General features: G+C 39.0%; 20 protein-coding genes. 3 read left to right on the plus strand and 17 right to left on the minus strand.

Features of this window, described 5'->3' with window-relative positions; translation table 11 throughout:
• Positions 1 to 28: 28 nt before the first annotated feature.
• The 8 genes from IGJ14_RS09275 to IGJ14_RS09310 all read right to left on the minus strand — a co-directional run bounded on the left by IGJ14_RS09275 (position 29) and on the right by IGJ14_RS09310 (position 11,335).
• Complete coding sequence (locus tag IGJ14_RS09275; protein ID WP_023519980.1) at positions 29 to 1,351, minus strand: hypothetical protein; 1,323 nt, start codon at positions 1,349 to 1,351, stop codon at positions 29 to 31.
• Positions 1,352 to 1,741: 390 nt separating this feature from the next.
• Positions 1,742 to 3,907: a copper/silver-translocating P-type ATPase CopB gene (copB, locus tag IGJ14_RS09280; RefSeq protein WP_104776383.1), complete on the minus strand. Its 2,166-nt coding sequence runs from the start codon at positions 3,905 to 3,907 to the stop codon at positions 1,742 to 1,744.
• 25 nt (positions 3,908 to 3,932) lie between these two features.
• Positions 3,933 to 6,116 (minus strand): heavy metal translocating P-type ATPase, encoded by a 2,184-nt coding sequence (locus IGJ14_RS09285; RefSeq protein WP_104776384.1) that lies wholly within the window; start codon positions 6,114 to 6,116, stop codon positions 3,933 to 3,935.
• Positions 6,117 to 6,326 carry a copper chaperone CopZ gene (gene copZ, locus IGJ14_RS09290; RefSeq protein WP_010734989.1) on the minus strand — a complete coding sequence of 70 codons (210 nt, stop codon included), beginning with the start codon at positions 6,324 to 6,326 and terminating at the stop codon, positions 6,117 to 6,119.
• 13 nt (positions 6,327 to 6,339) lie between these two features.
• Positions 6,340 to 6,780 carry a CopY/TcrY family copper transport repressor gene (locus IGJ14_RS09295; RefSeq protein WP_066025739.1) on the minus strand — a complete coding sequence of 147 codons (441 nt, stop codon included), beginning with the start codon at positions 6,778 to 6,780 and terminating at the stop codon, positions 6,340 to 6,342.
• 75 nt (positions 6,781 to 6,855) lie between these two features.
• The gene (locus IGJ14_RS09300; RefSeq protein ID WP_104776385.1) at positions 6,856 to 7,389 is read right to left on the minus strand and encodes a topology modulation protein; all 534 of its coding nucleotides are present in this window, start codon (positions 7,387 to 7,389) and stop codon (positions 6,856 to 6,858) included.
• A 102-nt stretch (positions 7,390 to 7,491) separates the two neighbouring features.
• Positions 7,492 to 8,955, minus strand: coding sequence for an APC family permease (locus tag IGJ14_RS09305; protein ID WP_010734986.1), 1,464 nt, complete (start codon positions 8,953 to 8,955; stop codon positions 7,492 to 7,494).
• 298 nt (positions 8,956 to 9,253) lie between these two features.
• Complete coding sequence (locus IGJ14_RS09310) at positions 9,254 to 11,335, minus strand: heavy metal translocating P-type ATPase (RefSeq protein ID WP_104776386.1); 2,082 nt, start codon at positions 11,333 to 11,335, stop codon at positions 9,254 to 9,256.
• Positions 11,336 to 11,542: 207 nt separating this feature from the next.
• Here IGJ14_RS09310 and IGJ14_RS09315 point away from each other — a divergent pair, with 207 nt between their 5' ends.
• The 3 genes from IGJ14_RS09315 to IGJ14_RS09325 all read left to right on the plus strand — a co-directional run bounded on the left by IGJ14_RS09315 (position 11,543) and on the right by IGJ14_RS09325 (position 14,125).
• Complete coding sequence (locus tag IGJ14_RS09315; RefSeq protein WP_104776387.1) at positions 11,543 to 11,992, plus strand: hypothetical protein; 450 nt, start codon at positions 11,543 to 11,545, stop codon at positions 11,990 to 11,992.
• Positions 11,973 to 12,722, plus strand: coding sequence for a hypothetical protein (locus tag IGJ14_RS09320; RefSeq protein WP_104776388.1), 750 nt, complete (start codon positions 11,973 to 11,975; stop codon positions 12,720 to 12,722). Before IGJ14_RS09315 ends, IGJ14_RS09320 begins: the two co-directional genes overlap by 20 nt.
• Before the next feature lie 110 nt (positions 12,723 to 12,832).
• A complete protein-coding gene (locus IGJ14_RS09325; RefSeq protein WP_104776389.1) occupies positions 12,833 to 14,125 on the plus strand; it encodes a hypothetical protein in 1,293 nt (430 codons plus the stop codon).
• A gap of 71 nt (positions 14,126 to 14,196) precedes the next feature.
• On the opposite strand, the gene IGJ14_RS09330 is transcribed toward IGJ14_RS09325, so the two are convergent.
• The 9 genes from IGJ14_RS09330 to IGJ14_RS09370 form a co-directional block, all read right to left on the minus strand.
• Positions 14,197 to 14,556 (minus strand): YccF domain-containing protein, encoded by a 360-nt coding sequence (locus IGJ14_RS09330; RefSeq protein ID WP_104776390.1) that lies wholly within the window; start codon positions 14,554 to 14,556, stop codon positions 14,197 to 14,199.
• Positions 14,557 to 14,589: 33 nt separating this feature from the next.
• Complete coding sequence (locus IGJ14_RS09335; RefSeq protein WP_104776391.1) at positions 14,590 to 14,934, minus strand: hypothetical protein; 345 nt, start codon at positions 14,932 to 14,934, stop codon at positions 14,590 to 14,592.
• Positions 14,931 to 15,566, minus strand: coding sequence for an SGNH/GDSL hydrolase family protein (locus IGJ14_RS09340; RefSeq protein WP_104776392.1), 636 nt, complete (start codon positions 15,564 to 15,566; stop codon positions 14,931 to 14,933). Before IGJ14_RS09340 ends, IGJ14_RS09335 begins: the two co-directional genes overlap by 4 nt.
• Before the next feature lie 160 nt (positions 15,567 to 15,726).
• A complete protein-coding gene (asnS, locus tag IGJ14_RS09345; RefSeq protein ID WP_010734979.1) occupies positions 15,727 to 17,025 on the minus strand; it encodes an asparagine--tRNA ligase in 1,299 nt (432 codons plus the stop codon).
• Positions 17,026 to 17,055: 30 nt separating this feature from the next.
• Complete coding sequence (locus IGJ14_RS09350) at positions 17,056 to 18,249, minus strand: pyridoxal phosphate-dependent aminotransferase (RefSeq protein WP_062804936.1); 1,194 nt, start codon at positions 18,247 to 18,249, stop codon at positions 17,056 to 17,058.
• 26 nt (positions 18,250 to 18,275) lie between these two features.
• On the minus strand, positions 18,276 to 18,779 hold the full coding sequence (locus IGJ14_RS09355; protein ID WP_104776393.1) for a DUF5590 domain-containing protein: 504 nt from the start codon (positions 18,777 to 18,779) through the stop codon (positions 18,276 to 18,278).
• 68 nt (positions 18,780 to 18,847) lie between these two features.
• The gene (locus tag IGJ14_RS09360) at positions 18,848 to 21,637 is read right to left on the minus strand and encodes a helicase C-terminal domain-containing protein (protein ID WP_195273244.1); all 2,790 of its coding nucleotides are present in this window, start codon (positions 21,635 to 21,637) and stop codon (positions 18,848 to 18,850) included.
• Positions 21,638 to 21,917: 280 nt separating this feature from the next.
• Positions 21,918 to 22,118, minus strand: a complete 201-nt coding sequence (locus IGJ14_RS09365; protein ID WP_005875554.1) for a cold-shock protein — start codon at positions 22,116 to 22,118, stop codon at positions 21,918 to 21,920.
• Between the two features lie 375 nt (positions 22,119 to 22,493).
• Positions 22,494 to 23,600, minus strand: coding sequence for a hypothetical protein (locus IGJ14_RS09370; protein ID WP_104776395.1), 1,107 nt, complete (start codon positions 23,598 to 23,600; stop codon positions 22,494 to 22,496).
• Between the last annotated feature and the right edge of the window lie 370 nt (positions 23,601 to 23,970).

Raw genomic sequence — 23,970 nt, forward strand, 5'->3', positions numbered from 1 at the left:
TTGTTTTTCCAGTCCATTATAGCATATTCTAGCGTTCGATGATTCGTTTACTCGTAAAAGTTATCTTTGTGTTGATCCAATAATCGATGTCTGATAATAGTTTTTCGATTCCAAGTGAGTCTTGATAAAAATAAGTTTTCTGATCATTAGTGAGACTAGCAGAAAAAAAGTGGTCTGTGATGACAAGTTGAGCATAACTAGGTGGCTTACTCCTGGTACATACGTGGATCGATGTGCGTTTGCGATGACGTAACGTTTTATCTAAAATTGCTGCAAGTCGTCTAGCTTCTTCATGGTCATAGCGAAAAAAGAATACGATTTTGACTTCCGGTGCATACATCTCCAGATAGCCTCGTTCATTTAATAATTTCAGCAACATCCTTGCCCAATCGGTTGTGGGCTGAAACAAAGCTTGTTGTAATGCGATACGAAACTGGTTTGATTTTTCAATAAAATTAGGGATCGTGTCTGCTAATGCTTGGTAGGCAACAGCTTCTTCATGGATAAAGCGATCATGAAGACCAATTGAATATTTTAACCACTCTTGGAATAGTACTCTTGTTATTTTCTTTTTGTTGGAACTTTCAAAATCATTCGTCAACCAAAATAATGAATCTAATTTTTCAGTAACGATCGATAATTTTTGATAGACGGAGGTTTTTTCGATCCTTTCCCACCGCTTGTCTGTGATCAAATGGCTATTCAGTCGCAGGATAGCCCGATAATTCTTTTCTTTTGTCGGAAGCTTTTGTTCAGAGCGAAAGAGTAGTTCTGGAAAAATCTCATAGAAGAACAATTGATGATTTGTAAAAATCTCAATATCTGTATGTTTGGGACGTTGGTCTAGAAGTTGGATGAATAGTTCTGAAAATGTTTGATCATGGTCTTCCTTAAAAAAAGTTGGGAACTCTTTGAGAAAACAAAAAAGTAAATATCTGATTTTTCGTTCAGAACCATAGATTTGTCGCTTTTTGTAGGAAAAAGAAAGATGATAATCCCCTAACCATTTTTTCAATCGTTCTTGTGCGGAACGATCGTATTCGAAGGAGTATTCTCTTTGTAAAATCAGATCCCGTAATAAACAAAACGAATCCGATCGGATCAAAAATTCAAACAAAAGAAATGGTTCATTGTATGCTTGGTGGTAAACCAGTTGGACTTCTTTTTTGTCATACGCTAGTTCTAAGGGATAATCCTCTGATTTCAATCGCTTCAAATAACGATCGATCGTTTTGACATCGACATCCATCCTTTTTGCTAAGTCGCTTTTCTTCCATGTCAGATCTTTCATTTGGTTGATCAGTAAAAAGATATTCTGTGCATTTTTTGTTAGTAATGTTTGCCAATTCATTGCTTAACCTCACTCTATCAATAGTTTTTCCAGAGTGGTTCATCAATACTCTGAAAATGTCTCTTATATAAAGTACGCAAAGAAATATTTTTTATTTTTATTATTTTAATAATTTACAAAATTAACCAGAAATTAATCCAAAGTCTCTCGTTTGTGTAAATCATACCAACGACAAAAAAAGAAGTGGGCCCTTCGTTCTCTCCCACCACCTAAAACCGGATAAACGGCAGGAACAGAAGTAACTTCTTCGGAAATAAGACGCCAGCCACAAAAATTTGAAAAACAATTTTCGTGGCTGGCGCCTTATTTCTTGAGACTGAACACTTCTGTCCCGACCGCATTGACATAGTCATATTCACTCTTTACTCAATAATTATTTACTAAAAGTGATCATTCTTTGATCTTCAACGTCAACGCATTCAGTGCTACGACTACGGTACTCAATGACATCAAGACGGCTCCAATCGCTGGACTTAACAAAATCCCGATCGGTGCAAGAATCCCTGCTGCCAAAGGAATGGCAAGAATGTTGTAACCAGCTCCCCACCATAGGTTTTGGATCATTTTCTTTCTCGTTTGTTTGGCTAGATCTAAGAAATGCAAGATATCTTTTGGATCACTGTTGATCAAAACTACATCCGCTGAGTCGATCGCAATATCGGTTCCTGCTCCAATCGCCATCCCGATCGTCGCACGTGCTAAACTTGGGGCGTCGTTGATTCCGTCACCGACCATGATGACTTTTTTCCCTTGTTCCTGATAACGTTTGACGATATCTTCCTTGTCATTTGGTAAAAGTCCGCCATAATACTCTTCAATACCTAAGTATTGTGCGACCACTTCTGCTGCATGTGGATTGTCACCAGTCAACATCACCGGAGTGATATTTCTTTCTTTGAGACTTTGAATAAAGGTTTTTGCTTCTGCTTTGATGATGTCGCCTAAAGCCACTAATCCCACTAAACGATCATCGATCAATAGAAAACTGACTGTATTCCCTTGTTCTTCGTAAGGAGTTAATCGTTCCTTCGCCATTTCAAGTCCTAAACGTTTGATTTCTTTTTCGTTGACTACTTTTACATTTTTATCTGCTACTGTGCCAGTTAAGCCAACCCCTGAAAGATTTTTTTGATTCTCTGCTTGATAAGGAGAAATATTTTGTTCCTTCAAATAACGCATGATCCCAATGGCTAAAGGATGATTGGCGTTTGCTTCTAAGGCACCTAGATATTTCAATAGTTCTTCTTGAGGATAATCATCGTCTAAGCTTTCGATACCCGTGACGGTGAATTTCCCTTCCGTCAACGTACCTGTTTTATCCAGCATGATGACATCTAACTCATTGGCTTGTTCTAAGGCGCGACGACTTTTGAGCAACAATCCATTTTTAGCAGCAATCGACGTCGAACGTGCAACAACTAAAGGAATCGCCAAACCTAACGCATGAGGACAGGCGATGATGAAGACGGTGACCATGCGTTCTAAAGCAGTAGGTAGATCGGTCAAAAGAAGCCACACAACAAATGCCAATAGACCGGCGATCAATGCGACATAAAACAACCATTTCGCTACTTTGTCAGACAATGACTCTAGTTTTGACTTTTCTCCTTGTGCTTGACGGACCATATCCATGACTTTGGCTAAATAGCTATTTTCACCAGTTCCAGTCACTTCGATCTCAATGGTGCCGTCTCCGTTGATCGATCCTCCGATCACTGAGTCAGGTGCTTGTTTTTTGACCCCTTTTGATTCACCAGTCACGGCAGATTCGTCTACGATCGTTTCACCTTTGAGGATCTTCCCATCCGTTGGCATTTTATCTCCTGCTCGAACGACTAAGTGATCTCCTTCTTTGACTTCTTTTAGAGAAACCGTCTCTTCTGTCCCATCTGTTCGTAATCGTTTGACCGTTTCGGGTAATAATTCTGCTAATTTCTGTAACGCATTACTTGCATTAGAAACGGCACTCATTTCGATCCAATGCCCTAATAGCATGATGACGATCAACGTCGCCAATTCCCAGAAGAAGTCCATCACATGAGTATGTGGGTTGATGAGATTTGCGATAAAAGAATAGACACTATAAACATAAGCCACAGTGATCCCCATGGCAATCAAAGTCATCATTGCTGGACTTTTTTGCTTCAATTCCATTTTGGCGCCACTTAAAAAGGGTTGTCCGCCATAGATGAATAAGATGGTCGCCAAGATCAAGACGAGCCAATCAGAGCCAGGGAAAGTCACTTGAAAGGGAAATTCCATGCCCATCATGGGAGAAAACAAGATGATCGGAATCGCTAGCAACAATGACAGCCAAAATTTCTGTTTAAAATTCCCCATGTGCATCGAATGATCCATCCCGCCACTCATATGGTCATGATGATCCATGGAACTATGATCCATTGAGTGATGCTCATGTGCCATGCTCTCGTGGTTCATTTTTGTATGGTCCATACTCGTATGATCCATTTTATGGTGTGTCATGTTCTTTTGTTGCTTCATTTCATCATGATGATGCTCGTGCATCGTTTGTTTTTTTTGCTCGTTCATTTTCATTCTGTCCTTTCCTTTGTTGAACCGTTTATTTCTTCATTTTTTGGTTTAGACTTAATGAATTGAGTAACACACTGATTGAGCTAAAGGCCATCGCTCCTCCGGCAATGATTGGATTCAATAAGCCAAACGCAGCAAATGGAATGCCAATCGTATTATAAATAAATGCCCAAAATAAGTTTTGTTTGATTTTTTTCAAGGTCACACTTGAAAGTTCGATCGTTTGTCCAATCGACGAGAGTTGACTATTCATTAACGTTACATCTGCTGTTTCCATGGCGATATCGGTGCCATTCCCCATGGCGATACCGACATTTGCTAAAGCCAAGGCGGGGGCATCATTGATACCATCACCGACCATTCCCACTTTTTTTCCTTCTTTTTGCAATTTTTCGACATATCCTGCTTTTTCATCAGGTAATACTTCAGCAAAGATGTTTTCTTTTGGAATACCAACTTCTTGTCCAATCGTCGTTGCAACTGATTGATTGTCCCCTGTGACCATATAAACTGCCAATCCTTGGGCTTGTAATTGTTGGATTGCTGATCGCGCATGTTCTTTTATCTGGTCAGCCACAGCGATCATACCCAATACTTGTCTATCATCTGCAAGAAACATTACGGTTTTTCCTTGTCCTTCTAATTGTAACGCTTGTTCTTGATACGCTTCAAATGAAACGTTCATCTCGACTAGTCGTTTTCTCGTACCAATAAAATAAGATTTTCCATTGATTTCTCCACTGATCCCAGCACCTGGATGTGCTTTTGCTTGAAGTACAGGCAACGTCGTGATCGCCTGTTCTTTTCCATAAGTCACAATGGCTTTGCCTAAAGGATGCTCTGATCCTTGCTCTAATGTGGTGGCGATCGTTAACACTTCTTCGTCACCGATAACATCTGTGACTACTGGTTTCCCTTGTGTGATCGTTCCAGTTTTGTCTAAAAGGATCGTGTCTAGATGTGTCGCAGCTTCCAATGCTTCTCCGCCTTTGATCAAAATACCCTTTCGTGCACCTAGTCCTGTACCAACCATGATAGCAGTTGGCGTCGCTAGTCCTAATGCACAAGGACAAGCAATGACCAACACTGAAACACTATGGATCACTGCCAGTTCCCAGTTGCCACTGATTAGTCCGGTTGCTATTAAGGTAACGAAGGCAATGACTAAAACGATAGGTACAAAAATACCAGAAATCTTATCAGCAATTTTTTGGATCGGTGCTTTGCTTCCTTGGGCATCTTCCACCATTTGGATGATTTGTGAAAGAACAGTTCCTTTACCCACTTGAGTCACCGTCATTTCAAGAATCCCTGTGGAATTGATGGTTCCGCCGAAGAGTAGATCCCCCGTTTTTTTCTCAACTGGCACGCTTTCTCCAGTCAACATCCCTTCATCGATCGCACTATCCCCTTTGATGACTTTCCCATCTGTTGGGATTTGTTCTCCCGGTCGGACGAGTAAAATATCCCCAATCTCTACTTCATCGATCGGGATAGTCTTTTCTTCGCCATTTTTTATGACCTGTGCTGTTTTTTTCTGAAGAGACATCAACTGTTTGATGGCATCACCGGTTTTACTTTTGGCTGTGTGTTCCAAATATTTTCCTAACAAAATCAGTGTGATGATCATATTGCTACTTTCAAAATATAAGTCCGATGAATGTGTACTGAAAAAACCATTGTATACACTAAGCGCAAATGCGGCGGTCGTACCGATTGCCACTAACACATCCATATTGGGTGCATTTGTTTTGATGGCATGATACGCTCCTTCATAAAAGCGCCAACCAATATAAAACTGGACAGGGATTGCTAAAATCAGTTGAACCCATGGATCATGGAAAAAATGGACAAGCGTTCCATGAAAGCCTGACATCATTGCAATCATCGCGATCATCATAGGAAGCGTCAAGATAGCACCTATGATGACATCTCGCTTCATCTTTGTTAAATAAGTTTGCTTTTCTTCTGCAATTTTTTGCTTATGGGCCTCATCATATAAAATCGCACCATAACCAATGGTTTCAACACTCTGGATCAGTTCTTCAATTGATACTTCCTGATAATTGATCGTTGCTTTTTCTGTTGCCAGATTAACAGTCGCAGATAATACACCGGGCTGTTCATTCAACTCTTTTTCGATTCGTGCAGCACAATTGGCACAAGTCATTCCAGTAATCACGAGTGTGTCTTTTTTAGCTGGATACTCCATTTAAATCACCTCTGCTTGATAGCCTAAATCATTGATTGCTTGACATATCGTAGATGGTTGGATCACTGTTTCATCTAATGACACAGTTCCGATCTCTTTTTTTAAGTTGACATTGATTTTTTTTACACCCGGTAGCGCATTGACCGTTTCTTCCACTCTTGCAACGCAATGTTTACAGCTCATTCCTTTGATCGTTACTTTTGTTTTCATCCCTGTTTTCCTCCTAGTTGTTATGATGGCAATGACATTGTCCTGGAATGCAATTGCACTGGATATCTGTTACTGGCTCTTTTTTCTTTAGTTCTGCCATGATTTGGTCAATATCTGCTTGTGTTAAAGTTGCTTCTGAGACAAGATCTGCAATCGTCTCGCCGATTTTCTTTGCACAAATATGTGAGAATAAATTCTCTGCAGCACTTTGCACAGTGTCCGTTTCAGACACCGCTGGGTGATAAATAAATTTTTTCCCTTCTTGTTCTGTCCAAATCGCTTCTTTTTTGACAAGTCGCCCTAATAACGTTTTGACTGTTGCTGCTTTCCAGCCCATTGATTCAGAAAGGATCTGTGTGATTTCCTGAGCTGTGGTGTCTCCTAATGTCCAGACGACACGCATGATTTCCCATTCTGAGTCACTGATTTTGATTGGCTTTTTCACTTCTTCCATATGTATCACTCTCCTCTTCGTTTACAAATGTAAACTTCAATTCTAAATACAGGTTACACTTGTAAACGAAACGTGTCAACTACTTTTACTTCGCCATTGCTCTCGAAATTTTTTTTGCTGTCGTGAACCATTCAAAATGACTAATTTTTCTTCTGCTCCTTGTTCATAGATTTTTTTGATTGCTAAGGGTTCCCTATCTTTCTTGAAACGCCAAACAAAAAGTAAAAAGTCCAAATATTCTTTGTCGAATTTTTCTATAAATTCTTCTGGAACATCTGGACGGGTACTTTTATCTAATTTTCGTTTGATCGAACGTTTGACCACACGATACATCGCGATGTGTCTCGGCAAGCGAAGTAACAGGATCCAGTCAGCTTGTTCAATTCGATCTTTTGCAATCGATAGATAATTCCCTTCGATGATCCAATCCTTGTTCTCAGCCATAAATTTTTCCTGTTCTTTTAACAACCATTGCTTGGCTGCTTTTCCATAGTCCGTTGCCAGCCACAAACGATCCAGTGCTAAAAGAGGGCTTCCTGACGTTGCTTGTAAGCTTCTTGCAAGTGTGGACTTACCTGCACCCGACTGTCCAATAATCATTATTTTCATTTTGTCCTCCTTCGAATGGTCATCTTTTTATTTTACCTCTTATTCTTAATAACGCAAAAAAAGACCGAACCAATCGTTGGACTGATTCGGTCAAATCTTATTTTAAAGTTGAGAAACTGGTTCTTTCAATGGATTTTTCTTATTATCACGACGCGCGATTGCTGGTAAGATCATACCTAGTAAAATCAAAATGATTGGTGTGACGATATTTGAGATCAATTGGAACCACCAAGCTTGTGGATCAGCAGCGTATTCCACTTTTGGTACCATTCCCAAAATACATGCAAACGCAGTGAAAGCAAAACACCAAGCACCAAAGATGAATCCAACTTTAGGATTTTTCACGAACTTATATTCTGACGTGAATTTTTTGTATGCTTTGTTCAACATCATATAGGCTAGGAATACCCATAAGTAACGCATTGGCATAACGACTGAATTTAAGTTCGTCAACCATTTAACTAATTCATTCATATCTTTGATACCAATAATCGGTAATAGAATGATGATACCGACTAAGATACCAGTTAACATGTAACCATTGACCAACGTTCCTTTACGGTTACGTTTACGTAACCAACTTGGTACAAATTCTGGATCTGCATCGGCTAACAAGATCTTCAATGGCGCATCAATAGAAAATGCCAAGGCAGAAATTTGACCGACCATATTCGTCAATGCATAGATGATCATCAATGCATTACCGATACCATAATAGTTACCTAAGATTTGGAAGGCACTGTACGCACCGTTTGCCATTAAATCTTTCGGAATATTGTCACTTGCAAATAACATACCCATTGCCACAGAACCTAAAACAGCACAGATACCGACCATCGCTGCTAAAAAGATCATCCCTTTTGGAAATTCTTTTGCCGGGTTACGTGTAGAATTAACATAAGGAGAGATTTTCTCAGCGCCTCCTACAGCAAAGACTAACATTGAAACAGTCGTAAAGTAACTAAAGTCAAACTTAGGAATATACGTTTTGACTTGGTTCATATTTGCTGTCGCAAATTCCATCGTTGGATTGATGAATGGCGCAGTAACAGCAAGTAAAATGAATAATAATGACATGACGAACATCGCTGTACCTGCTAAACCACCGATAACTTTTAATGTTGATAAGCCTTTTGTTGATAGATACAAGAAAGCTAAGAAAATGATCAAGGAGATCACTGCGACCATTTGGACAGACATCGTATTGACGATATCGCCATTTCCTTGAACTGCCCAACCAGCTGCAATCAAAATCGCTTGTGGTTTTTGTGCTAAGTATGGAATATGCACGACCCAATATGTCCAGGCAGCATAATAAGCTAAGCGTTTATTCGAAGTAGTATTTTCTACCCAAGAACTAACGCCCCCTTTACTATCTTTGAATGCTGATCCTAATTGACCGACGATCAGTGCATAGGGGATAAAATAAATAGCTAGGATCAATAACCATGAAGTGATTACTGAGATTCCTTGTTGCGCGTAGTTATTGACGACATTCCCCATACCCCAGACCATGTTGAATGCAATCAACGCTACTGTAAACCAGCGCAGTTGTTTTTCGTTCATCTGATTTCTCCTTTATAAATATTTAATAATTATTCATTGACTATCATATTCAATTTTCATAATGTTTACAACACTTCGTTATTTTATTTGTGGATTATTTTAGGTAAAACACATTGTTTTTACATTTATTTTTCATTTTATCCTCTAACACCTAATCTAAAGGCGCACAAACAAGAAGTATTTTCTAACTATTTTGGAATTTTCAGAACAATTAAAATCTTCTAGTTATTTTAATCACAGAAAAACCACAGTCCTCAAATAAATGATTTCTGTGGTTTAACGGTGCTTTTTTGACTGTTTATTTGACTTTTTTGACAGATAGCCCACGCATGGCGTTTAAAACTGCTATCAGGGTCACACCCACATCGGCAAAGACTGCATTTCCCATAGAAGCAAAGCCAATAGCTCCGAGAACCAATACGATTACTTTTACTCCAATAGCAAACGCAATATTTTGCTTGACGATTTTCAATGTTTTTCTTGAAATTTGAATCGCCTCCACAAGTTTTGATGGCTCATCGTTCATGATGACGACATCGGCTGCTTCAATGGCTGCATCACTGCCTAAACCACCCATGGCGATTCCCACATCTGCTCGAGCTAATACCGGTGCATCATTGATCCCATCACCGACAAAGGCAGTTTTCTGAGTCGTTTCCCTCATCAATGCTTCTAATTTTTCTACCTTATCTTCTGGAAGCAGTTCACTATAGACTGTATCGACTCCAACCTCTTTTGCGACTTGTTCCGCAATCTTTTGGGCATCACCTGTCAACATCACTGTCTTTTTGACGCCGACTTTTTTCAATGCCTCGATAGCAAATGTTGCATCTGGTTTGATCGTATCCGCAATAACTAAATAGCCCATGAGCTGACTGTCGATCGCTAAATAGATCAATGTTCCTATTTCGTGATTCTCTGGTTGCTCGACTCCATAGCGAGCCAATAATTTTTGATTTCCGACAAGTACCTCTTGTCCCTTGACCTGTGCGTTGATTCCTTCACCAGCGATTTCTGTGGGTTCTTCGATTTCGTATAACGGGCCACTGTAGGTATCCATGACCGCCTTAGCGATTGGATGTGTCGATAGATTTTCTAGACTCGCAACATATTTCATAAATGCTTTCTCGTCGATGGTAGAAACAACTTTTTGTACGGCAAAATCACCCTTTGTCAGGGTACCTGTTTTGTCAAATACCACTGTTTCTGTACGAGCTAAAAGTTCTAGATAATTTCCACCTTTGACAAGTATCCCTTGTTTACTCGCTCCACCGATTCCTCCGAAAAAGCTAAGCGGAACAGAAATGACCAATGCACATGGACAAGAGATCACTAGAAATGTCAATGCTCGATAGATCCATTCAGAAAAATCTCCTCCATAAAGTAAGGGTGGGACAGTTGCTAAAAGAACAGCTAAAGCAACGACGATCGGCGTATAGTAACGAGCAAATTTAGTGATGAATTTTTCAGCAGGTGCCTTTTTACTACTTGCTGTCTCCACTAGTTCTAATAATTTACTGATAGTCGAATTTTCATAGTTCTTTTTTACTTCGATGGTTAAAGGATGGGTCTTATTGATAAAACCACTTAATACATTTTCACCACTCATCACTTCTTTAGGCAACGATTCTCCTGTTAATGCAGAAGTATCAACGAGAGATTGTCCCTTCAAAATCGTTCCGTCCAAAGGAATTCTTTCACCTGGTTTGACCATGACCGCTTCACCGATCTGCACTTCTTCTGGTTGCTTATTTACCAAGCCGGTTTCAGAGATCACATGAGCAATTTCTGGTCGGATCGCCAGCAACTCACGAATGGACCGACGAGACTGATCGACCGCAAAATGTTGGAAATACTCACCGATCTGATAAAACAACATCACAGCAACTGCTTCTGGATATTCGCCGATCATCATCGCACCGATCGTTGCAATCGACATCAAAAAGTTTTCATCAAACACTTGTCCTTTACGAATATTGAGGATTGCTTGCTTGATGACATCAAAGCCAATGAGAACAAAAATGGCGAAAAAAGTAATGAAACGAATAGGCTCATCAGGCTTCCATAAAAATAATAAAAGTAAGCTAAGTGTCGCTATGACGATACGCAACAACGCTGTTTTATTATCTTTTTCTGATTCATGATTTTTGCTTGTCTGGTTTTTCACTTCGATTACTTTGACCTCTGGTTCTAATTGATGGATTTCTTCTGTTGCTTGCTTTTCAATCGCTTCAATGACAGCCTTGTCTGCATCGATCATCATTTTTCCAGTCGCAAAATTGACCGATGCTTCTTTTACACCAGGTATGGCTTGTACTTTTTTTTCGATTTTCATCGCACAATTGGCGCAATCTAACCCTTCTAATTGATAAATTTTCATTTCCAGTCCCTCCTCACTAAACATATGACTATCTCTTCATAAGTTATTATACATGAATGAGTATTCATATGTCAAATCATAGTAATAACCGATCATGATTGAAGTATCGTTCGAGAGAATCATTATTTCTGCAAGGTGTAAAAGAAGGTGCTTATGTAAAAGCGACGAATGATAAACTTTTACAATAGAAAATAAAGGAGGTAATACATGATTGATTTCAACGATCAATACCATATACTAGCTATGGCTTTACGACTAGGAAAAGCTGCCAACTTCAAAGCAGTCGGAAAGAAAGGAAAACAAAATTATCAATTTTTATTTTCAAAATTGATTAAAATGATCGAAAATGATCAAGACTCCTTTTTTATTGAAACAGATAAAAAAAATGACTTGATACACTCTTTTAAACAGACCATTGACTATTATGATGGAAAAAAAAGAAGAGATGTTCAGCACATCATTGAAAATTTAAGAGAGGATGACCCAACTAGCTTTGTCATCATTCCCTCTTACTCTACTACTATAAGATTATTTCATGATCACATATATAGCTTGATCATTCACAAAAATAAGGACTACATTGTTACTAAAATCAATAAATTAGAGTCAATGACTACGAACTTCCAGCTTAAAATTGATGAAAAAAAATTTAAATAAGCTTAGCGATATTCTTTATTATTCTAAGTTTGAGTATCGAAAGACGAGAATATCTGTTGATATATTCTCAAAACTAAAAAAAATAGCTGTTGAAAAACCCTCTGCTTTACATGTGAAAATGCGTGGTTATCCAGGTATTACAAATTGCCCGATACTTGAACCGTTAACAGCATTAAAATGGACTGTGTACAATTGCAATAAGCCAATTTCGTCTGCCGAAATCAAGGAGAAGAAAGTGATCAATCCAAAGCTATGGCCTTCAAAAGAGCTTCGGATGCGATTTTATCAAACGTTCTTAACCGATAATGAGCAACATAATCAACAATTTTCTATATTATGGCATTATTACACCATGCGAAAAGCAGAAACTCAATTAGTTGATAAAGAATACATAGGAAAGATCCGCTATCTTTCTATTAAATATTTAAATAAAGTCTTAAATGATCCAGCCGTTCCAATAGAATTTAAGAGAAATCAAACAAATGAAGCAAGTCAACAAAATTATAAAGTATTTCATTCAAGGTCAAAAAAATTGGAAACGTTACACACAAAAATTAGTCATATAACCAATAAAAAGAACATAGCAACTGATAGATCTCAACATAAAAACGCTGAGAATTCTCAAGATTTTACACTAAGCAATAGGATTGCTTCTACTTCATCAGCTAATGTTACCTACATGAGTTTTCTCTCAAAAAAAGAGCGCCAAGTGTGTTCAATACAAAGATAACTGTTTTCCTACAAAATTGAGATAAAGTGAAAAACAGTTGCCAAGTAAATTTATCCTATCCTTTCTATCGTGGGATCACTTCACAAAAATAAAAAATAAGGAGAGTTATTATGCTTGATTTTGATGGACAATACCACCAATTGGCACTTGCTTTAAGATTAGGAAATGCGGCGGAATTTGAAGTTGTCGGTTCAGGCGGAAGAAAAAATTATCAATTTTTATTTTCAAGATTTATCAAAATGATTGAAAATGATGTTGCTGGTACCTTGATCAATGAAAGTCAAAAAAATCAAGTGATCCAGTCTTTAAGAAATACGATCGTCTACTACGATATGAAAAAACCGGCTGAACTGGAAGAGAAAATCAGACATTTAAAAAAAGATGACCCAGCCAGTTTTATGATTTTTCCAGCTTATTCAGTGACCCCTGACTCTTATCATAATCATATTTATGGCTTAGTGATTTATAAGCAAGATAATGACTATCTTGTCGCGAAATTAGATAAATATGAGACAAATAAAGAGATGGGGAATCATTTGCTAAAAATCCCAGCGGATCAGTTGGGGAAATTAAGTAAAATACTATTTGCGACAAAGCTTGAACATCACAGTGAGTCTAAAATTAACCTCATCAATGAAATCACCAGACTGTCGGATAAGCCTGCAAAAAACCTTAATTTTGAAATGAGAGAGTATGCAATGATTCCCAACTGCCCGATTTTAGAACCGCTTGTCACTTTCCGAAGTGTTCTTCATAATTGTCAGGAAGCTATTTTTACTCCACCATTGACTGAAGATAAAGTGAAACCTAAATTCTGCTCATCGTTTGCGTTTCGTGAGCGGTTCTTTCAGACTTTTTTAGGTGAAAATTTAAAACACGATCAAAAATTTTCTCAATTATGGAAACATTACGAACAGCGAAAAAAAATCACTGGTCTAAAAGAAACTATCTCCAGAGATGAATTCGTTGATATTTCGGATGATTTCGTAAAGAAAGTCTACGAAGATCCTAAAACACCTAAAAAATTTGTCAAAAATCAATCCGTCGAGGTTGCACCTTATTATTATCATGTTTTTTATGATGATTCCAGGCGATTGAAACCATTGGATGCTCACATCGACGCAATCATCGATGGAACGGATCAACCATTAAAAGAGGGATTTCGACAAAAAGTAAAAGTTAAGAGCAAGCGGTTTGGGGGAACAGTCAAAACAGTCAAAGATAGGATTTTTTCTGATAGACAGACCTCTAAAAGTAACGCCACAGACATGCCACTTCCAACTTCTCCAACACAAACGTCCCTTACACAAGCGAATTTTAATCATCGCGTAGTAGACGCAACCAACAAATCAAATTTTTTAAGTAAACAAAAGCCTAAAATCCATACAGAAATCACTCGCTAAGTGAAACAAAAAAAGTAACTCTTTTGGACGATCAACTGTGCAAGAGAGTTACTTTTATATTTAGTCACTATTTAAACGATTTCTGCCCCAAATGGCATCAACGCTAAGCGTGCTAGTTTGAAGGATTGCTTTGCGAAAGGAATACCAATGATCGTGATACAAAGTAAAATCCCACTGATGACATGGCCTAAAGCAATCGGCAAACCTGACACGATCAACCAAATGATATTGACGATCAACGATACGCCATTGTTTGTATAAATGACTTCTTTTCCAAATGGTGCAAACGACAAAGACGCTAGTTTAAAACATTGCAGCCCGACCGGAATACCAACAATTGTGATACACCATAATACACCTGCTACCGTCCAACTAAGTCCGCCGAGTAAACCACCAAAAATAAACCAGATAATGTTTCCAATACAACTCATTGTTTCTTTCTCCATTCTAACGAGAGTCTTACTTTAAAACCCATTGAAATCGACTCTCTTGATTTTACGTTTTTTTGCTTCTAGTAACCACTGCTCCATAAACTGAGCGGCTACTGTTCTTTCTTGATCAACTGCCACAAAAATCGTTTGAACCAGTTCACCTGATTGCTGATCTGCTTCAGTCGTTTCGATTTGTCTCGCTTGTCCAAAAGCGAAAATCATTTGTTTTTCTGCGTCATCTTGTGCTGCTATAAACGATATATTCAATGGATCGTTTATATCTGGCAGCGTTAGTTCCTCCAAGAATCGATTTTCTTGTTGCCTGATCAACGTATTGATCATCGGTAGATCTGCTTCGGTTGCTGGGCGAATGATCATTCAAACCACTCTTTTCTTTTTTTGACCGTTTCTATCCAAATATTGGCAATCGTTTCATGACCCAGTAGTGTCGGATGGACACCATCGTCCCCTGTATATTTCTCATAGCCATATGAGATGCCTAAAGAATTCAACGTTCCATCTAACGGGACAAAAACTGCTTGATATTCTTTTGCTAGTTGACGAATCAAGTGGATCTTTGGATCAAGATCACTACGCCAACTTCTCCGATCGTCAGGCTCTGGCAAAACAAATGGTTCCATCAAGACGATTTTTTTGATGCCACTTTCCACTAAACGATCAAGTAAATACCGATAATCGGCTTCAAAACGCTCAAAAGATTCTTTTGTCGCAAATGCTGCAGGCTCGCCTACATTGTGCCATGTATCATTGATACCAATCAAAATCGAGACCATATCAGGTTTCAAATCGATGCAGTCTGCTTGCCAGCGCTTCTTTAGGTCTGCTAACTTATTTCCGCCGATTCCGCGATTGACGAATGTCCACGTGTTTTCTGGATCACTCGCAGCCAATTTTGCCGCTGTTAACAGTGCATAGCCCTGACCGAGATCGTCAGTTCCTCTACCCGCATCTGTGATACTATCTCCAATGAATAAAAGTCGTTGTTCCATCACACACCCTACTTTCCTTGCCACTTTTACGTTATTATCCCACACACATCTAGCCAAAGAAAGAAGGAATTGGAACAATAGTGATTTTATAATAACTTCTTAAAAAAAATGCGTTCCACGAAAATGCGATGAACGATTTTCGTGGAACGCGTCTTATTTCTTATGGGTAAATACGATTTAACAAACGTGGGAATGGAATTGCTTCACGTACATGATCGATCCCTGAGATCCAAGTCACTGTACGTTCTAAGCCTAAGCCGAAACCAGAATGTGGAACAGATCCGTATTTACGTAGATCTAGGTACCATGAGTATTCTTTTTCGTCTAAGCCATGATTCTTGATTTGTTCAAGTAAGAAATCATAGTCAGTCGCACGTTCACTTCCGCCGATGATCTCGCCATATCCTTCAGGTGCGATCATATCTGCACAAATCACGACATCTTCTCTTGTTGGATGTGGTTTCATGTAGAATGGTTTGATTGCTTTTGGATAGTTCAAGATAAAGACTGGTTGTTCAAATGAGTTCGCAATGAACGTTTCGTGCGGTGAACCGAAATCATCGCCCCACTCGATATCGTCAAAACCATTTTTCTTCAATAATTCGATGGCATCATCATACGTGATACGTGGGAAAGGTAATTTAGTATAAGTTTTCAATACTTCTTTATCACGTTCTAAGACGTCTAAAGCATACTCGCAATTATCTAATACACTTTGAACTAAGAAAGCAACATATTGTTCTTGTACTTCTAAGCTTTCTTCTTGATGCGTGAATGCCATTTCAGGTTCGATCATCCAAAATTCGATCAAATGACGACGTGTTTTTGATTTTTCAGCACGGAAAGTTGGTCCAAATGAAAATACTTTACCAAATGCCATTGCAGCAGCTTCCATGTACAATTGACCACTTTGTGACAGATATGCTTTTTGATCAAAGTAGTTTGTCTCAAATAGATCGGTGGTTCCTTCTGGGGCAGAGCCAGTCAAGATCGGTGGATCGATTTTAACGAATTGGTTGTTGTTGAAAAATTCGTAGGTTGCACGGATGATTTCATTTCGAATCTGCATCACTGCATGTTGGCGTGAAGAGCGTAACCATAAATGACGATGATCCATCAAGAAATCTGTTCCATGTTCTTTTGGTGTGATTGGATAATCATGACTTTCACTCACTACTTCAATGTTCGTGATCCCGATTTCATAGCCAAATTTAGAACGGCTATCTTCACGAATCTCACCTGTCACAAGGATCGATGTTTCTTGAGAAAGATTTTTTGCCATTTGGAAAACTTCCTCAGGCACTTCGCTTTTTACGACAACTCCTTGGAAGAATGCTGTCCCATCTCGCAATTGTAAAAAGGCGATTTTCCCACTTGAACGCTTATTAGCGACCCAAGCACCGATCGTTACTGTTTCGCCTACATGTTTTTTTGAATCGATGATTTGAATTTGTTCCACGTAAAATTCTCCTTTGTCCTATAATAATTTCTATTCGTTTTGACTTTTACTCTCAATAAAACGTTGGATTCGTCGGATTCCTTCTTCTAACGTTGCTAGATTCGCCGCATAACTCAAACGAACATTTTCCGGTGCGCCGAAACCTTCACCTGTAACTAGAGCAACCCCTGCTTCTTCTAGTAGATCTTCGACCCACGGCGTCACTTGTTCATAGCCACATATCGCTAACGTTTCTTTCACATTCGGAAACAAGTAAAATGCGCCTTGTGGTCTTTTGACCGACACCCCAGGCAAATCAGCAACAAGCGGAAATACGATGTCTAGACGTTCTTCAAATGCTTTGCGCATCTCTTCAACGGTATCTTGTTCCCCTTGTAATGCTTCAACAGCCGCATATTGACTGACTGCAGTTGGGTTACTAGTTGATTGTGATGCAATCGCAATCATCCCATCAATGATTTTTTGATCGCCGACCGCGTATCCGATACGCCAGCCTGTCATTGCATAGGTTTTTGATACACCGTTGATGATTATCGTCTGTTCACGTATTGCTTTTGAAATCGTTGCAATTGGAGTAAACTCATTGTCATTATAAACTAATCGGCCATAAATATCATCAGCAACTATTAAAATATCGTTTTTTACTGCCCATTCACCTATAACTTGTAGTTCTTCTTTTGTATAGATCATCCCCGTCGGATTAGAAGGAGAATTGATAATGACTGCTTTTGTCTTGGAAGAACGTGCTTGTTCCAATTGTTCGAGGGTCACTTTGAAATCATTGACTTCTTGACCAGTGACAAAAACAGGGACACCTTCTGCTAACTTGACTTGTTCACCATAGCTCACCCAGTAAGGTACTGGAATGATGACTTCATCTTTTGGATCTAGGATTGTTTGGAATAAGGCATAGAGGGCAAATTTCGCCCCGTCTGTCACAATCGTCTGAGAAGCATCGTAAGTCAAGCCATAATAGGTTTCCAGATACGAAACGATTGCCTGTCTTAATTCTGGAATACCCGCTGTTGGCGTATAATAGCTTGCTTTTCCATTCTTGATGGCTGCGATCGCTGCTTCTTGGATATTTTCAGGTGTAGCAAAATCAGGCTCTCCTACGGTCAAACTGATAATGTCTTTCCCTTGTGCTTTCAATGCCTTCGCTTTTGCTGCAGTTGCTAGTGTTACGGAAGGCTCTAAGCGTTCCACTCTTTTTGACTGTTTCATCCAATCTATCCTTTCATCCGTCTTTTCTATATCCCGCTGATGACTTTGACTTCCTCTCCCGTTTCAAAAGAAAGTAAATAATAATTCAACTGATCATCAGAGGTTTTGGTCATGACTTCCCATACTGGTTCATCTTTGTACATCCCTAAAGAAGCTTTTTCCACTTGTTGATCGGGATGTTTCTGGCTGATTTCTTGGCGGGCAGCTTCTTCGGTCAATCCTGCTTTTTGCTCTAATACTTTTACTCGCTCACCCGATTTAGGAATGATCACTGCAATATCTTGCCCTTTATCATTTTGACCTGTTAATGAAAAATAAGTGGCTTCTCGAGTAAACCAATAGAATTGGTCCACTTCCTCAAGATTTGCATATTGTTCAGCTAGTTTTGTCGCTTCTTGTTTTGCTTGCGTCATTGGGCGTGTCGCGCGCAGATAAAAAATAGTACTGATCACGATTACTGCCAATAAAGCGATGATCAAGCCCAACAATACGCGATTGATCGTATGTTCTTTGTTTGTCTGATTCTTCAAGGACTGTCGCTCCTTCTTTTTTCATTGATGTCCATTATAACAGATTTCGAGGTAAAAATAGTCCTCGATCATGGCTTAATTTCTTCGTTTTTGTTTAAGAAATCATGGATGTCCTCACAAATTTTTTCAAAAGGTGCCTCTTGGACAGGCATCTTTTTAGGCAAGGCATGAATGATCCTCGCGCCATATTTTGCGGTCACCAATCGTCGATCTAAAATCAGCAAGACACCTTTGTCCGTTTCCGAACGGATCAAACGACCTAAAGCTTGTCTGACCTTCAGTGCTGCCTTTGGTAAGGATTCTTGATAAAAAGGATTGATGCCTTCCGATTCTAAATACGCATTTCTCGCTTTGACCATTGGACGTTGTGGATGATCGAATGGAAGCCGTGTAATGACGACTAGTTGTAAGGCATCTCCTGGCAGGTCGACACCTTCCCAAAAACTATCTGCACCGAATAGTACGCTCATATCAGAAAGAACAAAGCGTTTCAATAGTTTCTCCCGACTGCCACCGATTCCTTGAGCTAAAATCTCTCTTCCTTGTTCAAGCATCGTCAAATGCATCCGTTGATACACCTTTTGTAAAATATCATGAGAGGTAAATAAAACCAAGATCGGTCTTTTTTCTTGTCTGATCAACTGGTATAACACATCCGTTAGATAGTCGACATACGCTGTACCACTTAATTGATTGATCTCTGGTGCTTCTTTTGGCACGAAGATCCGCGCTTGTTTTTCGTAATCATAAGGAGAGGCAATGACTTTCAGCGGAGTACCTTCAATTCCTAATCGTTTTGCTAAGTATTGACGATCTGGCCCTACTTTCAATGTCCCGCCTATATATAAAATCCGTTCATAGCGCTGATACCAAACTGTATTTGGGATCAGTGCAGCAGTGAAATCATGGAGATGGAACATCGTCTGCTGTGGTGTGGCTCCTGGAACGAACCAATGGACTAAACTTTCTTGCCAATTCTCCAACCATTCTTCCATAAAACTAGCTTGTTGATCTAAACGATCAAACAAAGCATACAGACTTGCAAGATCGACCCGCATTTGCTTCGTCCAACTTTCTTGAAGCACTTCCAATCCCGAACGAATCCTGTGTTGCAATTCCTTTATTTCTTGGTAAAAAAGATGAAGATGGTCAATGGCTGTAATTGCCTCAAAAGATAATTTATCCATGTCTTCTTTCGTGATCATGACTTCTTCCGGGTAAGTTTGTCTTTTTTGTTGAGGGACAATCTCCAGTAACCCTTCAGCTAAGCAAAGCTGTGCTTCACGAAGCGCGGACAACTCTTCTTTGTAGATATCAAGCCAACGCTGCCCCTCATGATTGGCTGGCAGATAGCCTTTGAAGCAATCGAACAAGCGGTCAGGCTCTTCGAATAATTGCACTTCCTTGTTAAAATAGCTCAAACTGAATCGTTGATCATTGACTTTTTCAGCAATTTCAGGCAAATGGTGCGCCTCATCGATCAATAAATAAGGACTTTCAGGCAACAACGGTGTCTTTCTTTGCGTTTCTTGGACTAAGAAAGCATGGTTGACGATCAAGAAATTGCTTTGCTTGATTTGTCGATGCAAAAATCGAATAAAATCTTGTTCATAAAATGCTTGTTTTTTTGCTAAAAAATCAAGCCCCCGATGGGAAACATCTGTAAAAAAGGCATGATTCAAATTCGTTAGATGCAACTCGTCTAAATCCCCTGTTTTCGTCTGTGTCAACCAGACAAGAACCGTCATTTGGTAGAGTGCATACTGCTTTTGCTCCTTCGGCTCAAGGAGTGTAGCTTTAAACCGTTGCAAATCGAGATAATGGCGGTAGCTTTTGATAATCGTTGCTTGGATCGGTTGGTCGAATAATTGATTCAACAAAGGAATATCTTTTTCCATGATCTGCTCTTGTAAAACAAGTGAGACCGTACTGATCACTGCCGGCTTCTCCGGTGTAGCTAGATAGCTAAGAGGCAATAGATAGCCGATCGTCTTGCCCATACCAGTCGCAGCTTCGATCATCAAATTTTTGGATTCATCTTTGGTAAAATGATCATAAACGACATTCATCAAACGATTTTGTTCCTTACGATACATCAATGTTTTCCCAAATATTTTTTCTTTCGCTTGTTTTTTTCTTGGATAATCTTTATGACCATAGTAGACTTCTGAAAATAATTCGACTTCTTTTTTTTGTAAGGCGATTCCCTCGATGATTTCCAGTTCGTCCGATAAAGGTGGTGGCTGCTTTCTCAACTCATTAGTGATTTGTTCGATGAATAACTTGGTATCCATCCCTGTATGATTGCTCAGTTTCACGATTTGTTCAAGTGTCACTAAAGGTAAGCGGCGCATCCGTTCTTCGATCAGTAAGAGCAGTTGGGCTGTCACTTCTGCATCGCTATCAGCCTGATGGGGATTATCGTGGATAAAACCCAGACTTTCAGATAAATCAGCTAAACGAAAGCTTGGTTCGGTCGGTAAAAATATCTGTGCCAACTCGACCGTATCGATTCCCGGAATCTTTAATTTGGGTACACCACACCGAATCAATTCATGGTTCAAAAACTGATAATCGAAATAAATATTATGCGCCACGAAGATGGTATCCGCTAGAAGGTTGTAAATCGTTTGTGCTACATCTTCAAAATAGGGTGAACGATGGACACGTTGATTGGTGATCCCTGTCAAATGCTGGATCTGTTTTGAGATTTTTCGCCCAGGGTTGATATCCATCGAATAACGAGAGGTGATCCGCCCATCTTCGATCATGACACATCCAAATTGGATAATGCGATCTTCTTTTGGATTTGTCCCAGTCGTTTCAATATCGACGACTGCATAAGTTTTCGGTTTCAACATATCTTCCTCTTCTCTTCCCTCTAGTCTTCTTTTGAAATTATACTACAAAACACTTGAAAATTCTTAGGAAATCAACCTAATGTATACGTCTGTAGTTATCTCTGTTACTGAAAGAAGTAGTAAGTTCACGTCCTACCACCTTATCTCGTTATCTTTTATCCACCTAACCTGAGAGATGTTCTTAGGTGAAGACGGTCAGAGAATATTATAAGAAAACACAAAAAAGCCCAGAACGCTAGGAACTAGCAGACTGAGCTTTTATTTAGTAGTGGGTTAATTAAGCTTTAACAACGTTAGTTGCTTGAGGGCCACGTTGACCTTCTTCAACATCGAAGTTTACTGTTTGGCCTTCTTCTAAAGTTTTGAATCCATCACCTTGGATAGCTGAGAAATGAACGAATACATCGTTGCCGTTTTCTGCTGTAATGAAACCGAAACCTTTTTCTGAGTTAAACCATTTCACTGTACCTGTTTCCATAATAAAAATCCTCCTTGTGTATCAAACACATATTTTGCAATTACTTGAATGGTGAATATCTGGAAGATGTTTATTTGAAACAAACTACCAAGATTACCGAACAAAAACTACATAGTTATTGTAGCACATTAATTACAGTTTAGCTAGTAAATTTTCGACTTTTTTTATTTTTTTTTCATTCTTTTGCTTATTTCTCCAAAGAAAACGAACGTTTTTAATTCCCGCTTAAAAAAAATTCAGTTTTCAGTTAGGTGATCTTCTCACCTTTCTTCTTTGAGAAATAAGAAAAAGCCACGAAATCAAGTAAATGATCTGCATGGCTTTTCCTTTCTTATAAACGGATTATCCATCGTTTCTAGGTACTGTTCCTAGAGACTAATAACGCAATATCGCGGTCAAGCTCTTTTCGTCAGGCGCATCTTTTTGATCCAAGATAAAGACTTGTCCGCCATTGGTGATTACGTCGTCAGCTAGTTGATTCAACACTTGTCGACGGTCGTACTCTGTTTCTGGGTCTTCACCAAAACCGTCAGCGAGATTAGAGGTTGCGATAAATAAGTGAGAAATCTTTCCCTCTTTCGCTGCTGGCACGATGTCCACTAGTTGATCCAAGAATTTTTTATCTAGCAGTTGATTGTAGCTACTTGCTTCCTTCGCTGCTAATTCTTCCGACAGTTTCTTCGCACCTGCTTCAATATCTTTTAAAGATAATTGGGCAGGTGAAGCTGAGATCGCCACATCTGAACGGTAATAAGGGTTTTTCGCCACTTTTTTGAACATTGTTTGATTTTCAGGTAAAGCATACAAGTACACAGGCCATTTTTCAGGATTATCCAAGCTATCTTTGAGAAATTCATCGACCGCTTGATAATAGTTGATCCAGTCAATTTCAACTTCTTCATCCTTAGGGTTAACTCCATGGAAAGTTGAACCTTCACTTCCGTTTGACGAGTAGTTGATCCCTCCGCCTGTCAGCTCAGATCCTAAAGCTGTCACCACATCTGTAGGTGCTCCTTCGGGTAGATCAACTTCTTTTACTTGTTTGTTGCTTACTTCGTAAAGCTTCATTGAATCACGATTCAATCCCAGTAAATAATACGAGTAGTTAAAATGTCCATTTTTAATGATCGCTAATAAATAAGGTAGGTCACTTACATAATATTGATCATCTACTGCAATGCTCAAACGATGAACAATGGTACTTTCAGGAGACAAGATCACCGCGACACTCGCAGTGGCACTGCGCCAAAATGAAGCATCTTCTAGTAGTTGATCGATTTTTTTTTGAAAATTCGACCAATCATGCTCCGCATATTTCTTTTCAAAACGTTTTTTTGCTTCTTTTGCAAAGTTCTTGAATTTGATCTGATCTTTTTCCACATCTTGATGTGCAACGTGAGTGTTTAGCATAATAGTAATAAATGGTCCTTTGACACCTGCTGAAGTCAGTTGTGACAGTAACTCTCTATCCTTTTTCGCCATAAACGTACCCCTCCTAAAAATCATTTCTTCAATACTACTAACTAAAGTCTACCACAACCATTTTTATCCATAAAACAAAATGGTCCCTAGACAAAAAATCGTTTACAATCCCATCTCTGATTAAGGATTGTTTTCTTCAACTATTCTTCAAAATTTCATCAATGATTCGTTACATTTCACAGCGAAATTATTCATACCTAACTGATAACATAGAGAAAAGTAGAAATCGAGGTGTTTATATGCAATTATTGATGATATTTAGTTTACTATGTATGACTGCTCTATTTGTATTCACTGCCTTTCGTCTAAATGAACCCGAGGCTCAACCTGTACGAGTCAAAAAGAATCAACGCTAACTATCCTCTTGTGT

Source organism: Enterococcus sp. DIV1304_2 (assembly GCF_050555445.1).
GTDB lineage: Bacteria > Bacillota > Bacilli > Lactobacillales > Enterococcaceae > Enterococcus_B > Enterococcus_B pernyi.

What these genes read in the sequence shown, in the direction of transcription:
- IGJ14_RS09275 (WP_023519980.1), bottom strand. Translation starts at nt 1,351, where the DNA reads ATGAATTGGCAAACATTACTAACAAAAAATGCACAGAATATCTTTTTA.
- copB (WP_104776383.1), bottom strand. Translation starts at nt 3,907, where the DNA reads ATGAAAATGAACGAGCAAAAAAAACAAACGATGCACGAGCATCATCAT.
- IGJ14_RS09285 (WP_104776384.1), bottom strand. Translation starts at nt 6,116, where the DNA reads ATGGAGTATCCAGCTAAAAAAGACACACTCGTGATTACTGGAATGACT.
- copZ (WP_010734989.1), bottom strand. Translation starts at nt 6,326, where the DNA reads ATGAAAACAAAAGTAACGATCAAAGGAATGAGCTGTAAACATTGCGTT.
- IGJ14_RS09295 (WP_066025739.1), bottom strand. Translation starts at nt 6,780, where the DNA reads ATGGAAGAAGTGAAAAAGCCAATCAAAATCAGTGACTCAGAATGGGAA.
- IGJ14_RS09300 (WP_104776385.1), bottom strand. Translation starts at nt 7,389, where the DNA reads ATGAAAATAATGATTATTGGACAGTCGGGTGCAGGTAAGTCCACACTT.
- IGJ14_RS09305 (WP_010734986.1), bottom strand. Translation starts at nt 8,955, where the DNA reads ATGAACGAAAAACAACTGCGCTGGTTTACAGTAGCGTTGATTGCATTC.
- IGJ14_RS09310 (WP_104776386.1), bottom strand. Translation starts at nt 11,335, where the DNA reads ATGAAAATTTATCAATTAGAAGGGTTAGATTGCGCCAATTGTGCGATG.
- IGJ14_RS09315 (WP_104776387.1), top strand. Translation starts at nt 11,543, where the DNA reads ATGATTGATTTCAACGATCAATACCATATACTAGCTATGGCTTTACGA.
- IGJ14_RS09320 (WP_104776388.1), top strand. Translation starts at nt 11,973, where the DNA reads ATGAAAAAAAATTTAAATAAGCTTAGCGATATTCTTTATTATTCTAAG.
- IGJ14_RS09325 (WP_104776389.1), top strand. Translation starts at nt 12,833, where the DNA reads ATGCTTGATTTTGATGGACAATACCACCAATTGGCACTTGCTTTAAGA.
- IGJ14_RS09330 (WP_104776390.1), bottom strand. Translation starts at nt 14,556, where the DNA reads ATGAGTTGTATTGGAAACATTATCTGGTTTATTTTTGGTGGTTTACTC.
- IGJ14_RS09335 (WP_104776391.1), bottom strand. Translation starts at nt 14,934, where the DNA reads ATGATCATTCGCCCAGCAACCGAAGCAGATCTACCGATGATCAATACG.
- IGJ14_RS09340 (WP_104776392.1), bottom strand. Translation starts at nt 15,566, where the DNA reads ATGGAACAACGACTTTTATTCATTGGAGATAGTATCACAGATGCGGGT.
- IGJ14_RS09350 (WP_062804936.1), bottom strand. Translation starts at nt 18,249, where the DNA reads ATGAAACAGTCAAAAAGAGTGGAACGCTTAGAGCCTTCCGTAACACTA.
- IGJ14_RS09365 (WP_005875554.1), bottom strand. Translation starts at nt 22,118, where the DNA reads ATGGAAACAGGTACAGTGAAATGGTTTAACTCAGAAAAAGGTTTCGGT.
- IGJ14_RS09370 (WP_104776395.1), bottom strand. Translation starts at nt 23,600, where the DNA reads ATGGCGAAAAAGGATAGAGAGTTACTGTCACAACTGACTTCAGCAGGT.